The following is a 15,902-nucleotide window of genomic DNA, read 5'->3' as shown; positions in this document are numbered from 1 at the left end:
GATATGAGCTATCGAGTCGACCTCACCGTCTTATCAGAGCAAAAGCAATACTGCCGATTCGGTGTGACATTGCATAACCTTTCCGATCAAGATCTGCTTGATTGGAAACTGCAGTTTATTATCGACCGTTACATTCTTCCTGATAGCTTCACCAACGGTGCTATCAAACAGGTGGGCAGTTTTTGCTGCGTGACTCCAGATATTGACGTCTTAGCAGCAAATGCACATTACTATTGCGAGTTTAGTATCAACACAGCCCCTCTGCGCTACCATACCGATGGGTTTAAAGATGCCCTAATCGTTGAGCAGAATGGTGCAATAAAGCATTCGGTCGTAGTCACACCGATCGCTCTAGCATCCCCGTATCGTGAACGTACTGAACTGCCTGTTGTTGAGGCCGATCGGTTAGCTCTCATCCCGAAGCCGAACCAGATAACCACGCAAAATGGGCGCTATTTGCTGTCGCCTAACAGCCAGATCACTTTACAGTCAACACGTGCAGAAAAAGCCGCGACATGGCTGCAAGTTGAACTGGAGTCGATCTATCAATTTAAAACCAACCCGATTGGCCATAGTGAGATTCTCTTTCGCAATAATCCAACGCTGGATGAAGGTGAATACAATCTAACCGTCTCCGCGCAGGGAGTGCGCATCGAATCAGGCTCAGCCAGCGGGTTTGTGCATGCCTGTGCCACTTTATTGCAATTGGTTGAAGTCACCGAACAAGCCAATACACTGCAAGTGCCTTATGTCGAAATTTCTGACACTCCGCGTTTCCGCTACCGTGGCATGATGCTTGATTGCGCACGTCACTTCCATCCTGTTGAGCGGGTAAAAAGGCTGATCAATCACCTAGCGCACTACAAGTTTAATCATTTTCATTGGCACCTCACCGATGATGAAGGCTGGCGCATTGAAATAAAAGCCTTCCCTGAACTCACTGACATCGGGGCGAAACGTGGTGTCGGCACGGCACTTGAACCACAATTTAGTACTCTGGATGACGTGCACCAAGGGTTCTACTCACAGCAAGAAATTCGTGATGTGATCAGCTATGCCGAAGAACGCGGTATCACTGTGATCCCAGAAATTGATATCCCCGGTCATTGCCGAGCAGCGCTAAAATCGCTGCCTGAACTGCTGCAAGATCAAGATGATCAATCTCACTATCGCAGCATTCAACACTACAATGACAACGTCCTCTCTCCTGCTCTTGCTGGCACCTACGAGTTTTTAGACAAAGTACTCAAAGAGGTCGCTGAACTGTTTCCATCACCCTGGGTACATATTGGTGCTGATGAAGTGCCAGATGGGGTGTGGGTCAATAGCCCTAAATGCCAAGCATTAATGGCTGAGCACGGCTACCACAGCGCGAAAGAGCTCCAAGGACACCTACTTCGCTATGCCGAAAAATCGCTACAGAAGCTAGGCAAGCGAATGGTGGGTTGGGAAGAAGCTCAGCATGGTAACAAGGTGAGCAAAGACACCATTATTTACTCATGGTTGAGCGAAGAGGCGGCACTAAACTGCGCAAACCAAGGCTTCGATGTCATCTTGCAACCTGCTCAGTTCACCTATCTCGATATGACTCAAGATTACTCACCAGATGAACCAGGTGTCGACTGGGCAAGTACCATTCCTCTCGAGACTGCTTATCGTTATGAACCGCTTATCGAAGTACCGGATAGCGATCCGCTTCGCAAACGAATTCTAGGTATTCAATGCGCGCTGTGGTGTGAAATTGTGACTCACCAACAACGCATGGATTACATGATCTTCCCACGCTTGACGGCGCTAGCAGAAGCCTGTTGGACAAACAAACCGCAACGAGAATGGTTCGATTACCTATCCCGTTTGAAAGGGCACTTAGCACTGTTAGACAGACAGAACATTAAATATCGCCAACCGTGGACAAACCAATAACTACTAACAGCAAAAAAGACTGTTAGATGTTTTCACTAGCTTAAAAATTTAACCACCTAAGAGTGGCTTGGTAAAAAGGAAACTAAGATGAAATACGGCTATTTCGATAATGACAATCGTGAATATGTCATCACCCGCCCAGACGTTCCAGCACCGTGGACGAACTATTTAGGTACCGAAAAATTCTGTACCGTTATTTCGCACAACGCTGGTGGCTACTCTTTCTATAACTCACCAGAGTACAACCGCGTGACGAAGTTCCGTCCTAACGCAACCTTTGATCGTCCTGGACATTATGTCTATCTGCGCGATGATCAAACCGGTGATTATTGGTCAATCTCTTGGCAACCGGTAGCGAAAAGCCTTGATGAAGCGAGCTATGAAGTTCGTCACGGCTTGTCATACTCGAAATTTAAGTGTGATTACAATGGAATAGAAGCGACTAAAACCTTGTTTGTTCCTAAAGGGGAAGATGCGGAAGTTTGGGATGTAGTGATCAAAAACACCTCAGATAAACCACGCACCATCAGCGCATTCTCATTTGTTGAGTTCTCATTTAGCCACATTCAATCGGATAATCAAAACCATCAGATGTCGCTTTACTCGGCAGGAACCGCTTACCAAAATGGCGTGATTGAGTACGACCTGTACTACAACACCAATGATTTCGAAGGCTTCTACTACCTTGCTTCAACATTTGATCCAGACTCATACGACGGCCAACGAGATAGCTTCCTTGGCTTATACCGAGATGAATCGAACCCACTAGCCGTTGAACAAGGTTCATGTTTTAACACCGCACAAACTTGTTACAACCACTGTGGTTCATTACACAAACAGTTCACCATTCAACCGGGTGAAGAAGTCCGTTTTGCTTACATTCTTGGTATTGGTAAAGGCAACGGTGAACGCCTGCGTGCAAAATATCAAAATCTTGCAGAAGTCGACAAAGCTTTTGCTGGCATCAAAGCGCACTGGGATGAACGTTGCGGCAAGTTCCAAGTGAAATCGCCAAACCAAGGTCTAGACACCATGATCAACGCATGGACCCTATACCAAGCAGAAACGTGTGTGGTTTGGTCTCGCTTTGCATCATTTATCGAAGTGGGTGGTCGTACTGGTTTGGGTTACCGTGATACTGCGCAAGACGCAATCTCTGTCCCACATGCCAACCCTGCCATGACACGTAAACGTATTGTTGACTTACTACGTGGGCAAGTGAAAGCGGGTTACGGTCTACACCTATTTGATCCAGATTGGTTCGATCCGGAGAAAGCGGATGTCAAACCATCAAAATCCCCAACCGTTGTACCAACACCTTCAGATGAAGATAAGATCCACGGCATCGAAGATACTTGTTCTGATGACCATTTATGGCTAGTGCCAACGATCTGTAAGTACGTAATGGAAACTGGCGAGCACAGCTTCTTTAACGAAATGATCCCTTATGCAGATGGTGGCGATGCTAGCGTTTACGACCATATGAAAGCGGCATTGGACTTCTCGGCTGAGTACGTGGGTCAAACGGGTATCTGTAAAGGTCTTCGTGCTGACTGGAATGACTGTTTAAACCTAGGTGGTGGTGAGTCGTCAATGGTCTCGTTCCTCCACTTCTGGGCACTGCAAGAGTTTATCGACCTCGCTAAATTCTTGGGTAAAGCGGAAGACGTTGAGAAATACACTGTAATGGCAGCGAACGTGCGTGAAGCATGTGAAACGCACCTTTGGGATGACGAAGGCGGTTGGTACATCCGTGGTCTTACTAAGAACGGTGACAAGATAGGTACAGCGCAGCAAAAAGAAGGCCGCGTCCACCTTGAGTCAAACACACTAGCCGTATTGTCTGGTGCGGTCTCACAAGAGCGTGGTGAACGTGCAATGGATGCGGTTGATGAGAACCTATTCTCTGAGTACGGCCTACACCTAAACTCACCATCATTTGCCACACCGAATGATGATATTGGCTTCGTCACTCGCGTATACCAAGGCGTAAAAGAAAACGGCGCGATCTTCTCGCATCCAAACCCATGGGCTTGGGTTGCAGAAGCAAAACTTGGCCGCGGTGACCGTGCAATGAAGTTCTACGACGCACTTAACCCATACAATCAAAACGATATGATTGAAAAACGCGTTGCTGAACCATACTCATACGTTCAGTTCATCATGGGTCGTGACCACCAAGACCATGGTCGTGCAAACCACCCATGGCTAACCGGTACTTCTGGTTGGGCTTACTTTGCCGTCACTAACTTCATTCTAGGTGTGCGTACTGGTTTTGATGGTCTAACTATCGATCCATGTATCCCAACGAACTGGCCTGGTTTCGAAGTGACTCGTCAATGGCTTGGCGCAACTTACAACATCAAAGTTGTTAACCCTGACTCTGTAAGCAAAGGCGTAAAATCAATTACGGTAAACGGTGAACTGGTCAACGGCAGCGCAGTACCAGTTCAAGCTGAAGGCAGCGTTAACGAAGTTATTGTCACTCTAGGCTAAAAACATCGGGCAGCCACTAGGCTGCCCTCATTCTTAAAGGAATATCCCATGATCCAATTTGGTACAGGCGGTTGGCGCGCCTTTATTGGTGAAGAGTTCACTAAGGATAATGTATGCCTTGTCGCACAAGCTTTGGCAAACATCATCAATGATGAGCAAGTGGCCGAACGTGGTTTTGTCATTGGCTATGACCGCCGTTTTCTTTCTGACAAAGCAGGACGTTGGTTTGCAGAAGTTCTGGCAGCAAATGGCATAAAAGTCAGCTTTATCGACAAATTTGTTCCAACACCGATTGTGATGTTTAAAGCCAAAGAGATGAACTGTGCTTACTCTGCTTGCATTACAGCATCGCATAACCCTGCGGATTACAACGGTATCAAAGTCTTCATCGAAGGTGGACGTGATGCCGATGAAGTGATCACTCATAAAATCGAACAACAGATTGCGATTTTAAACGCAGAGCAAGTTCAATCGGTTGAATTTGAACAGGCGATCGATGACAAACTGATTGAAATCATCAACCCGATGAACGACTTCGTCGACTCAATTATTAACTTCATCGATATTGAAGCGATCAAAAAAGCCAACTTACGCGTCCTGATTGACCCGATGTTTGGGGTAGCGAAAAACGCTCTGCAAACCGTGTTGATCAATGGTCGCTGTGAAGTCGATGTTATTCACGATGGCAAAAACCCTGATTTTGGTGGTCTAATGCCTTCACCGAGCGCGGCAACCTTGTATCGCTTGATGCACATCGTTGCTCACGAAGGTTACGACATTGGTATCGGAACCGATGGCGACGCCGATCGTCTCGGCATCATTGATGAGAAGGGGCACTTTATTCATCCCAACGAAGTACTGATGCTGCTTTACTACTACCTGCTTGAGTACAAAGGTTGGAAAGGCTCTGTGGTGCGCAATATTGCGACCACGCATATTCTGGATAAGATTGCCGCGGATCACGGTGAGAAAAGCTTTGAGGTTCCAGTTGGCTTTAAACACATTAGCTCTCAAATGGAAGCGGATGATTCATTGATTGGTGGTGAAAGCTCAGGTGGCTTAACCATTCGCGGTCATATCAAGGGCAAAGATGGCGTGTTCGCCTCCAGTCTTCTGGTCGAAATGATTTCTGTCACAGGTAAGAAACTCTCCGAGTTACTCGACGAAATCTATAGCAAGTATGGTTATGCCTATACCGCCGAAGGAGATTGCAAGTTCAAGCCCGCAGTCAAACAAGCTTTGCATCGCAAGATCTACGTCGAAAAGCAATTGCCTGAGTTTGAGTTTGAAATCGAGAAAGTCAGCTATGAAGATGGCGCGAAAGTGTACTTCAAAAATGGCGGTTGGGTCATCGCTCGCTTCTCTGGCACAGAACCACTGCTGCGTATTTTTGCCGAAATGTCGGACAAACAAACCGCAGAGCGTGTTGTAGAACAGGTTAAAGCGTTTCTACAACTCTAAACTCTACCAAGCTCCTCGAGCACCCTATAGGTGGAGAGCACTTGCCCAGCTAATCGCTGGGCTTTTTTCATCCTTTAGGATGATTCAAACATCGACTAAAACGCCAGAACACCTTGAGTATCAACTTTGACCGAAACCATTTGACCAATTGTCAAAGCCTCTGCAGAACTGGCATAGAGCTTGTTTCCATGAGCATCAATCACATAACGGCAATGATCGCCCATAAACTGCTGCTCAGTCACCTTAACTTGGCTTTCTTCGGTCGCGCTTATCTGGATATGTTGAGGACGAAGCAGTAACTCACAACTGGCTTGCAGCTCGATTTGCTGTTGTGCAATGGCCTCTATGATGCCAAGGTCAGTTTCAAACTCGGTCGCCGAGATTCGCTTCGCCTGAAGATAGCTTCCACCACCTAGAAAGTCAGCGACAAACTTGCTGGACGGCTGATAATAAAGCTCACCTGCAGTGCCATATTGCTCGATCACACCGTGATTCATCACCGCCATCTTATCAGCAAAAGCAAAAGCTTCTTCTCGACTATGGGTAACAAAAATAGCAGTCACACCTTGCTGTTTGAAGATCTTACGGATTTCACCAATAAGCTCATGACGTACTTGAGTATCGATATTAGAAAACGGTTCATCGAGCAGCAGCAAATCCGGCTTATAAGCAAGCGAACGAGCAATTGCCACACGCTGTTGTTGACCACCGGAGAGCTGATGAGGATAACGTTCACCATATTGTTCAAGATGGACTAATGCCAGCATCTCTGCCACTTTAGCTTGCTTCTCTGCCGCTGATAAATGGCGCAAGCCAAACGCGACATTCTGCTCGACGGTTAAGTGAGGAAACAGCGCGTAATCTTGGAAAATCATACCAATGTTGCGCTGTTCTGGAGGCAGCCAGTTTTCACCATCGTCGATAGTCATATCATTAAGCGTCATTGAGCCAGAACTCAACGGCAACAACCCAGCAATCGCCTTAAGCAAGGTGGTTTTACCACAACCACTCGCCCCGAGAAGACAGATAATCTCCCCTTGCTCAACTTGCAAAGAGAGCTCCTTTAAGATGGTCGTTTGCTCATCATACTTACAGGTAAGATTTTTTATAGAAAGTGCACAGCTCATCAATGTACCTGCTCTAAAGAACGGTTGACCAACACCAAAGGAACCAGCCCAACAAGGACAAGAAGAACAGCAGGCATTGCGGCCAGTTCTAGGTGTTCATCGGAGGCAAAGTTATAAACATAGGTTGCCAGTGTCTCAAAGTTAAATGGACGCAGCAACAAAGAGGCATTGAGTTCCTTCATTGACTCAATAAAGACCAATAATCCAGCGATTAGCGCCCCCCGGCGTATCAGCGGTAAATGCACTCGACGCAGCATTTGGTTTGCATTACACCCCATGGTTCGAGAAGCCATATCAAGCGAAGGCGAGACTTTGCTCAAGCTACTTTCAATACTGCCAATGGCTACCGCGGAGAATCGCACCACCAAGGCAAAGATAATCGCGAACATTGAGCCGGAGAAAATAAGCCCCGGACGCCCCCACTCCATAAGCTTGGCAATATCATTCACTAAGTGATCCATAAACAGCACTGGCACCATCACGCCGATTGCCAATACTGTCCCGGGAACCGCATAGCCAAGTGATGAAAAACGCATAAAGGCGATCGCACTGCGTGTCGCGGATAAACGCTGATAAAAGTTAACCACCAGCGCTATCAATACCGCAATCAATGCTGCACTCAGTGAAACATACAAGCTATTGATGGCGTATTGCTGAAACTCTGCCGTCCAACTTTGTGCAAAATACTTGTATGCATAAATTAGCAACTGACCTAGAGGGAAAATAAACGCAACGGCAACCAACCCCCAGCACCAGGTGAGCGCAGCCCACTTTTTCCAGCCCTGTAGTTGATAACGAAAGTCCTCTCGACTACTAAACTGACTCTGAAATAGCTTCTGCTTGCGGCGACTATAGCGCTCAGTTGAAAGTAGCAAAATCACTATCACCAACATAATCGCAGAAATTTTTGCGGCGGCGGTTAAGCTCGAATAACCCAACCAGGTGTCGTAAACGGCGGTGGTTAAGGTGTTAACCGCAAAATAGCTCACCGTACCAAAATCACCAATCGTTTCCATCGCCACCAACGACAGACCAACGGCAATCGCCGGACGCACTAGAGGAAGAGAGATGCGATAAAAACTTTCCCAAGGAGAGCACTTCAAAAGACGAGCTGATTGCAACAGAGAAACGTTCTGCTCCATAAACGCGGCTCGGCAGAGTAAGTAAACATATGGGTAAAGAACCAGAGCGAGAACGACAATCGCACCACCAAGCGTTCGAATATCGGGAAACCAATAATCTCCGGCTTGCCAGCCCATAAGATCTCGTAAGGCGATTTGGATCGGTCCGGCAAAATCAAACCAGTCCGTAAAGATGTAACCGACAATGTAGGCCGGCATCGCCAGCGGTAAAACCAGCGCCCACTGCAAAGTTCGCTCAGTCGGTAGTCGACACATCGCCATCAACCAAGCTGATGGGATACCAAATACCAGTGAGAGCAACATCACCCCGAGCGCCAACACGACTGTATTGAAGGTATACGTCGGCAATACGGTAGACATTAAATGAGAGAACAGCTCATCAGTTTCACCGATTGCGGTAAAAAATATCGCGAAAATAGGCAAAACCAGTGGCAGGGCTAACGTCCCACTACTGGTTTTCCAAATAGAGTTTTTTTCTTTCATCGCCTAATCATTGCAGGCGGAAAAAGATGCAACCCTTTTGGTATTGCATCTCATTTTCCATATTTTAACGAGGGTATTTTTATACCCTTAATGCAGCTTAAAGGTCAAACTTCACTTCATCAAGCAACTTGATTGCTGCTTCATGTTGATCAGCGATTTTATCCAAAGCAATCGGGTCTGCTTTGAACTCACCCCAAGAAGCAACCAACGCAGAAGGTTTCACATCTGCTTTCACTGGGTACTCATAGTTAACTTCTGCATACATGCTTTGAGCTTTATCACCCGCAAGGAACTCCATAAGCTTCACTGCGTTATCTTTATTTGGTGAGTACTTCGCCAGCGCCATACCAGAGATATTAACGTGTGTACCAGTGGTTTTTTGATTCGGGAAATTGATGTAAACCGCATCAGCCCAAGCTTTTTGCTCTTTGTCGTTAACCATTTTACCTAGGTAGTAGCTGTTACCTAGAGAAACGTCACAAAGACCTTCTTTAATCGCTTTAACTTGCGCGCGGTCGTTACCTTGTGGCTTACGAGCAAGGTTGGCTTTTACGCCTTCTAACCACTCTTTGGTTGCTGCTTCACCATTTTCAGCAATCATCGCTGACACTAGTGATACGTTGTAAGGGTGCTTACCGCTACGAGTACAAATTTTGCCTTTAAACTCAGGCTTAGCAAGGTCTGCATAAGTAAAATCATCACCTAGCTTACCGACACGATCGCGTGAAGAGTAAACGCTACGGGTACGAGTCGTAAGAGCAAACCACTCGTTGTCAGCATCTTGATATTGAGCAGGAATATTCTTTTCTAGTACGTCGCTGTTAACGGCCTGTACAAGCCCTTTTTCAGTCAGTTCAGACAGACGGCTAATATCAACAGTTAGGATAACGTCTGCTGGACTATATTCACCTTCTTGCGCCAGTTTCTCTGCCAAACCTTTTTTCGCAAATTTCACATTTACTTTGATGCCTGTTTCTTTAGTGAACTCGTTGAACATAGGTTCAACTAGGAAAGGTTGACGGTAAGAGTAAACGTTCACTTCATCAGCAGCCATCGCTGTTGGGGCAAGAGTTGCACAAGCGAGTGCAGAAAGAGTTAACAGCTTTTTCATTTTTTATTCCTTTACTTTCTAAATGATAATATTTATCAGTTGCGTTATTATATTCATGTAGCTTTAGAAAACAATTCATAAAAAGAAAAAACCTGCTAACGGGAGCAGGTTTTTTGTGTAACAAAGTTATAATATGCTACTTGACGGATACAAATTCCGGATAAGCCCCAACGCCACAATCATGCATATCCATACCTTCCAACTCTTCGTCTTCCGAGACACGGATACCAACTGTCGCTTTCAATATCGCCCATACCACTAAACTCGCGCCAAACACCCAAGCAAAGATCACCGCCGCTCCCAACAACTGAGCACCAAATGTAGCGTCACCATTGCTCAAAGGAACCACCATCAAGCCAAAGAAACCACATACGCCATGCACCGAGATTGCACCTACAGGATCATCAATCTTCAGCTTATCCAATGCCACGATACTAAATACCACTAGCGAACCAGAAACGGCACCAATCGAAAGCGCGTAAACTGGAGATGGTGATAAAGGATCGGCGGTAATCGCAACCAAACCCGCTAAAGCACCGTTCAAAATCATCGTCAGGTCTGCTTTACCCCATGTGGTTTTACACACTAGCAATGCGGCAATGGCACCGGCAACTGCTGCTGCGTTCGTGTTCAAGAAAATTTGGCCGACGGCTGTTGCATTCTCAAAATCCGAGACCATCAGCTGAGAGCCGCCGTTAAATCCAAACCAGCCAAACCAAAGAATAAAAGTACCTAGCGTTGCCAATGGCATGTTTGATCCTGGAATTGGGTAAATTTCACCGTTTTTACCGTATTTACCCTTACGCGCTCCGAGCAAAAGTACCCCTGCTAACGCCGCCGCAGCACCCGCCATATGAACAATACCTGAACCAGCGAAATCACTAAATCCAGCCTCAGAGAGGAAACCGCCACCCCAAGTCCAGTAGCCTTCCATTGGATAAATAAATGCCGTTAGTACCGCGGAGAAAATTAAAAATGACCATAACTTCATTCGCTCAGCAACCGCTCCGGAAACCACCGACATTGCCGTTGCCACGAACACAACTTGGAAGAAAAAGTCTGACTCTAGCGAATGATCGGCGCCCTCCCCCTGAGTACCAATCAACGCTCCGAATGAAGGCAACCAACCCCCTTCACCGTTATCCACATACATGATGTTGTAACCAACTATCAGGTAGGTGGTACAAGCAATCGCGTAGAGACAGACGTTTTTAGTTAAAATTTCCGTGGTATTTTTAGAGCGGACTAGCCCTGCTTCTAACATGGCAAACCCCGCTGCCATCCACATCACCAGCGCGCCTGAAATGAGAAAGAAAAAAGTGTCGAGGGCGTAACGCAGTTCCGCTACCGTTAATGATAATTCCATGAGTATTCTCCAATCCTTGAGTTTTACAGTGCTTCTACATCCATTTCACCAGTACGGATTCGCACCGCTTGGCTCAGGTCATACACAAAAATCTTGCCGTCGCCGATCTTGCCTGTGTGAGCCGCTTTTGAAACGGCTTCAATCACACGGTCGACGTTTTCTGCTTGAGTGGCGATTTCCAATTTCACCTTGGGCAAAAAATCTACCTGATACTCTGCTCCACGATATAACTCGGTATGACCTTTTTGACGGCCAAATCCCTTAACTTCTGATACCGTCATTCCCTCGATTCCGACATCTGCAAGTGCTTCACGCACATCGTCCAATTTGAACGGTTTGATTATGGCGTTAATTAGTTTCATTGCGTCCTCTCTCAGATCTATTGTCCTTTTCCTTTCTTAATCCAAGTGACGTGCCAACTATTTAAACCATTGATTAATAAATACTTAACAAACAAACACGTTATCAAACTCAAAAAAGGCGCACCAATCTGGTGCGCCTTTTCACAAATATAAAGCAAATTTTGAGTGTTTTATCAGAACTCAGCTTATCGAGTCGATAGGAAGCGTTTCCACTGCTCAATCATGATGGCAAAGTCTTCTATACCGCAACTGGCAGTACTCTCGCTGTCATAAAAATCAAACTCACTATCCGCATCCATCACTTCACCATGAGCCAGTACATTCTCCTGCACCACTACTTCATCACCATGAATCGCAAGACTGATTTCAGTACCTTCGAGAAACTGCTCACCATGGGGATGGGCTAGAGCTTGTTCAATGATCGCTTCAACGCACTCGATTTTTTGCCAATCTTTACCAATTTCATCTTGTAACCAACGGCCGACTATTTCATGCCCCATACTGCACTTCACGTAGTATTCACCCATTAGCGTATTGCGAATAAATTCAAATTCCATCGTCACAGTCCAGCTAGTCAAAATCGCGAGAGTATAGACAGATATCCCCTCCAGAGCAAAGCTCTCGCTATGTCTTATCTGTTTTCTCCGATTAACTTGGGAATATTGTTCCCACAAATCAGCGATGATATTGTGTTTCTTTACCTTTGAATGCGGCAATCAATGCAATTAAACGAAACCATCGCTCGACAAATTGTCGAACGAACGATGAAGATCATTCCATACTCCATCAATGTCATGGACGAGTTTGGTCGAATTATTGCTTCTGGCGATCCTTCACGTCTGCGCCAACGTCATGAGGGTTCCATCCTTGCCATCGCCGAACAACGTGTGGTCGCGATAGATCAAGCAACGGCCGATCATTTGAAAGGCGTAAAACCGGGCATTAACTTACCGATCATGTCACACGAGCAGGTGATTGGCGTTATCGGTATCTCTGGCGAACCTGACGATGTGCACCAGTATGGTGAACTGGTCAAAATGACAGCCGAACTGATCCTTGAACAAGCTGAGCTGATGTCTCAAGTTGAATGGCATAAACGTCATCGAGAAGAGTTAGTCATGCAGTTGATTCAAGGCGCCTCTGTCAATGACAGTCAAATCCGAGTGATTGCCGAAAGATTGGAGCTCGACCTTACCAAGCCACGTATCGCCGCAATCGTAAAGGTGATGCCTGATGAACATTCCGCACCATTGTCGCTAGCCAACTTACAACAACTGGTCCATCTATTAGAGTTTCCTGAACGCGACAACCTTGTTGGCATACTGTCGGTCTCAACCAATGAAGTCGTGGTACTAAAACCAATCGAACTCACCAATGAAGGCTGGTCACTTGAGAAAGAACGTAAACGCGTAACAAAGCTACTCAAACGCGTTCGCCAGTTAGGCAAGTTTAAGATTCGCATCGCTTTAGGTGAGTACTTTGCTGATGAAGAGGGACTCAGTAAATCTTATCAAACCGCCAAATTGACGTTAAGTTCAGTGGAAGAGCATCAAGGTGAGGTGTTCTTTTACCAAAATCACCGCTTACCCGTCCTTTTAAGTAGTCTATTTGAAGAGTCATGGAAAGCGGATCAACTCAGAGAACCGTTTGATCTACTAGTAAAAAATGACCCTAAAAAAACCTTAGAAAAAACCCTTAAAGAATATTTTGTACAGAATTGTGACGCTTATCAAACTTGCCAAAAGCTGCATATTCACCGTAATACTCTTCGCTACCGACTAGAGCGAATAGAGGAAATTACATCATTAAATATCAATAAGTTAGATGATAAGCTGCATCTCTATCTCGCTCTAAACCTCTTTCATCACTAAGTATGAATTTGTGCACATGCACAAAAATATCGTTATTTCAGCCATAAGATTTGTCGGGCACTCTAAAGACGCTAGCAAGTAGCACGTCTATAGTGCCCTCAAAACTATTCTTACCCTCTTTTTGGAAATACCCATGGCTGAAGTCTCTACTCTTGGCGCCCTAGCAGCACTCGTTGTCGCCATCGCGCTAATCTTACGAAAAGTTCCACCTGCATACGGTATGATTATCGGTGCTCTTGTTGGTGGTGTTGTTGGCGGTGTTTCGCTCACTGACACGGTATCGCTAATGATTGGCGGTGCTCAAGGCATTGTTACCGCCGTACTGCGCATTCTAGCCGCAGGTGTTCTGGCAGGCGTGCTGATTGAGTCAGGAGCGGCCACATCCATTGCTGAAACCATTGTGAAGAAAGTCGGCGAGACTCGCGCGCTGCTTGCTCTTGCTCTAGCCACTCTTATTTTGACTGCAGTTGGCGTATTCGTTGACGTAGCGGTTATTACTGTTTCTCCAATCGCGCTTGCGATTGCTCAGCGTGCCAATATCTCTAAAACAGCCATTCTTCTTGCCATGGTCGGTGGTGGTAAAGCGGGTAACGTAATGTCACCAAACCCAAATGCCATCGCAGCCGCTGACGCATTTAACGTTCCTTTGACTTCTGTTATGGCTGCAGGTGTGATTCCTGGTCTATTTGGTCTGGCACTGGCTTACTTCATTGCCAAGCGTCTCACCAATAAAGGCAGCATGGTACACGAAAGTGAAGTCGTGTCTGTTGATCACAGCAAACTACCAACCTTTGGTGCCGCAATTGTTGCACCGCTTGTGGCGATTGCACTGCTTGCGCTTCGCCCAATTGCAGGAATTAACGTTGACCCACTAATTGCTCTACCTCTTGGTGGCTTCATTGGTGCGGTAGTAATGGGGCGCTTTAATGATACCAACCACTTTGCTGTCTCGGGTCTAAGCCGTATGGCTCCGGTTGCAGTCATGCTTCTTGGTACTGGTACGCTTGCAGGCATTATTGCTAACTCAGGTTTGAAAGGTGGATTGATTGAAATTCTGACGGCTTCAGGTTTGCCATCTTACCTACTAGCGCCAATCTCAGGTGCAATGATGTCGCTGGCAACAGCGTCAACTACAGCGGGTACTGCGGTTGCAGCCAGCGTATTTAGCCACACTATTTTGGAGCTTGGCGTCCCAGCTCTAGCGGGTGCGGCAATGATTCACTCAGGTGCAACCGTACTTGATCACATGCCTCACGGCAGCTTCTTCCACGCGACAGGTGGTGCAGTTCACATGGATATTCGTGAGCGTCTTAAGCTCATTCCTTACGAGTCAGCGGTTGGTCTAATGATCGCGTTTGTCTCTACCATGATGTTCGGCGTATTTGGTTTATTTGTTTAAGGCGTTTAGGTATCACTATGAAAATTGTTATTGCTCCAGATTCTTACAAAGAAAGTCTTAGCGCGATGGACGTCGCAGTTGCTATCGAGCAGGGATTCAAACAAGTCCTGCCAGAGGCCGAATACATCAAACTGCCGATGGCAGATGGTGGCGAAGGTACGGTTCAATCGCTGGTTGACGCGACTGGCGGTGAGATCATTGAACATACAGTAACAGGTCCTCTAGGCCAAGCAGTGACTGGGTTCTACGGCCTAATGGGTGATGGTAAAACGGCCATCATTGAAATGGCGGCGGCATCCGGTCTACACCTAGTAGAGCCAGAGAAACGTAATCCGATGATCACCACCACTCTAGGGACTGGTGAACTAATCAAAGCAGTACTGGATAAAGGTGTTGAGCACATCATCGTTGGTATCGGCGGCAGTGCGACTAACGACGGCGGTCTAGGTATGGCGCAAGCGCTAGGTATTCGCCTACTTGATGAATCAGGCCAATCACTTGGTTTTGGCGGTGGTGAATTGGCGAAACTGCACACCATCGATATGAGTGACCTTGATCCTCGCCTAGCCAATGTACGCTTAGAAGTGGCGTGTGATGTTGATAACCCACTATGCGGTGAGAAAGGCGCATCACAAGTATTTGGTCCGCAAAAAGGCGCAACACCAGAGATGGTCGCGCAACTAGACAGTAACCTTGCTCACTATGCGGCAGTGATTAAACAGCAATTGGGTCACGATGTGCTAAACCGTCCTGGTGCTGGCGCGGCAGGTGGTTTAGGTGCAGCATTAATGGGACTGCTAAACGCAGAACTGCGCCCAGGCATCGAAATCGTGATGGATGCGGTCAACCTATCAGAAGTGGTTGCTGATGCTGATCTCGTTATCACTGGTGAAGGTCGTATCGATAGCCAAACTATCCATGGTAAAACACCGATTGGTGTCGCGCGCACCGCGAAAAAACACAATGTACCGGTAATCGGCATTGCTGGCTGTCTAACTCAAGATTGTGGTGTGGTGCATCAGCACGGTATCGATGCGGTATTTGCTGTAGTTAACCGCTCAGTGGACCTACCAACCGCGCTAGTAGAAGCGGCACAAAACATCGAGTTAACCGCGCGTAACGTTGCTGCGATGCTGCAAGTGAAGCTGTAATTCCCAGACT

At 46.6% G+C, this 15,902-nt stretch carries 12 protein-coding genes; 6 read left to right on the top strand and 6 right to left on the bottom strand.

Annotated elements, in window-relative coordinates:
• The first annotated feature begins 3 nt into the window (after window positions 1-3).
• From GZK95_RS02400 to GZK95_RS02390, 3 genes are all read left to right on the top strand, one after another.
• Entirely contained in the window at window positions 4-1,923 is a 1,920-nt protein-coding gene (locus GZK95_RS02400) for a beta-N-acetylhexosaminidase (RefSeq protein WP_075715578.1), read from the top strand.
• A gap of 87 nt (window positions 1,924-2,010) precedes the next feature.
• On the top strand, window positions 2,011-4,419 hold the full coding sequence (locus GZK95_RS02395) for a GH36-type glycosyl hydrolase domain-containing protein (protein WP_075709864.1): 2,409 nt from the start codon (window positions 2,011-2,013) through the stop codon (window positions 4,417-4,419).
• A 48-nt stretch (window positions 4,420-4,467) separates the two neighbouring features.
• Complete coding sequence (locus GZK95_RS02390) at window positions 4,468-5,880, top strand: phosphoglucomutase/phosphomannomutase family protein (RefSeq protein ID WP_075715579.1); 1,413 nt, start codon at window positions 4,468-4,470, stop codon at window positions 5,878-5,880.
• Window positions 5,881-5,975: 95 nt separating this feature from the next.
• On the opposite strand, the gene GZK95_RS02385 is transcribed toward GZK95_RS02390, so the two are convergent.
• The 6 genes from GZK95_RS02385 to GZK95_RS02360 all read right to left on the bottom strand — a co-directional run bounded on the left by GZK95_RS02385 (window position 5,976) and on the right by GZK95_RS02360 (window position 12,028).
• On the bottom strand, window positions 5,976-7,007 hold the full coding sequence (locus tag GZK95_RS02385) for an ABC transporter ATP-binding protein (protein WP_075709862.1): 1,032 nt from the start codon (window positions 7,005-7,007) through the stop codon (window positions 5,976-5,978).
• Complete coding sequence (locus GZK95_RS02380; protein ID WP_075715580.1) at window positions 7,007-8,632, bottom strand: ABC transporter permease; 1,626 nt, start codon at window positions 8,630-8,632, stop codon at window positions 7,007-7,009. Before GZK95_RS02380 ends, GZK95_RS02385 begins: the two co-directional genes overlap by 1 nt.
• A 97-nt stretch (window positions 8,633-8,729) precedes the next feature.
• A complete protein-coding gene (locus GZK95_RS02375; protein WP_075715581.1) occupies window positions 8,730-9,743 on the bottom strand; it encodes a Fe(3+) ABC transporter substrate-binding protein in 1,014 nt (337 codons plus the stop codon).
• A gap of 136 nt (window positions 9,744-9,879) precedes the next feature.
• On the bottom strand, window positions 9,880-11,109 hold the full coding sequence (locus GZK95_RS02370) for an ammonium transporter (RefSeq protein WP_075713742.1): 1,230 nt from the start codon (window positions 11,107-11,109) through the stop codon (window positions 9,880-9,882).
• A gap of 23 nt (window positions 11,110-11,132) precedes the next feature.
• Window positions 11,133-11,471 carry a P-II family nitrogen regulator gene (gene glnK / locus GZK95_RS02365; protein ID WP_075709858.1) on the bottom strand — a complete coding sequence of 113 codons (339 nt, stop codon included), beginning with the start codon at window positions 11,469-11,471 and terminating at the stop codon, window positions 11,133-11,135.
• Between the two features lie 185 nt (window positions 11,472-11,656).
• On the bottom strand, window positions 11,657-12,028 hold the full coding sequence (locus GZK95_RS02360; RefSeq protein WP_075709857.1) for a YacL family protein: 372 nt from the start codon (window positions 12,026-12,028) through the stop codon (window positions 11,657-11,659).
• Between the two features lie 162 nt (window positions 12,029-12,190).
• On the opposite strand from GZK95_RS02360, the gene GZK95_RS02355 reads away from it, so the two are divergent.
• The 3 genes from GZK95_RS02355 (at window position 12,191) to GZK95_RS02345 (ending at window position 15,892) form a co-directional block, all read left to right on the top strand.
• Window positions 12,191-13,342 (top strand): sugar diacid recognition domain-containing protein, encoded by a 1,152-nt coding sequence (locus GZK95_RS02355; RefSeq protein WP_075713740.1) that lies wholly within the window; start codon window positions 12,191-12,193, stop codon window positions 13,340-13,342.
• Between the two features lie 133 nt (window positions 13,343-13,475).
• Entirely contained in the window at window positions 13,476-14,741 is a 1,266-nt protein-coding gene (locus GZK95_RS02350) for a GntP family permease (RefSeq protein ID WP_075713738.1), read from the top strand.
• Window positions 14,742-14,758: 17 nt separating this feature from the next.
• Window positions 14,759-15,892: a glycerate kinase gene (locus GZK95_RS02345; protein ID WP_075713736.1), complete on the top strand. Its 1,134-nt coding sequence runs from the start codon at window positions 14,759-14,761 to the stop codon at window positions 15,890-15,892.
• The last annotated feature ends 10 nt before the right edge of the window (window positions 15,893-15,902 follow it).

Source organism: Vibrio panuliri, assembly GCF_009938205.1.
GTDB classification, from domain to species: domain Bacteria; phylum Pseudomonadota; class Gammaproteobacteria; order Enterobacterales; family Vibrionaceae; genus Vibrio; species Vibrio panuliri.
The sequence above is the reverse complement of the archived record's forward strand: the minus strand, read 5'-3'. Positions and strand labels throughout refer to the sequence as shown.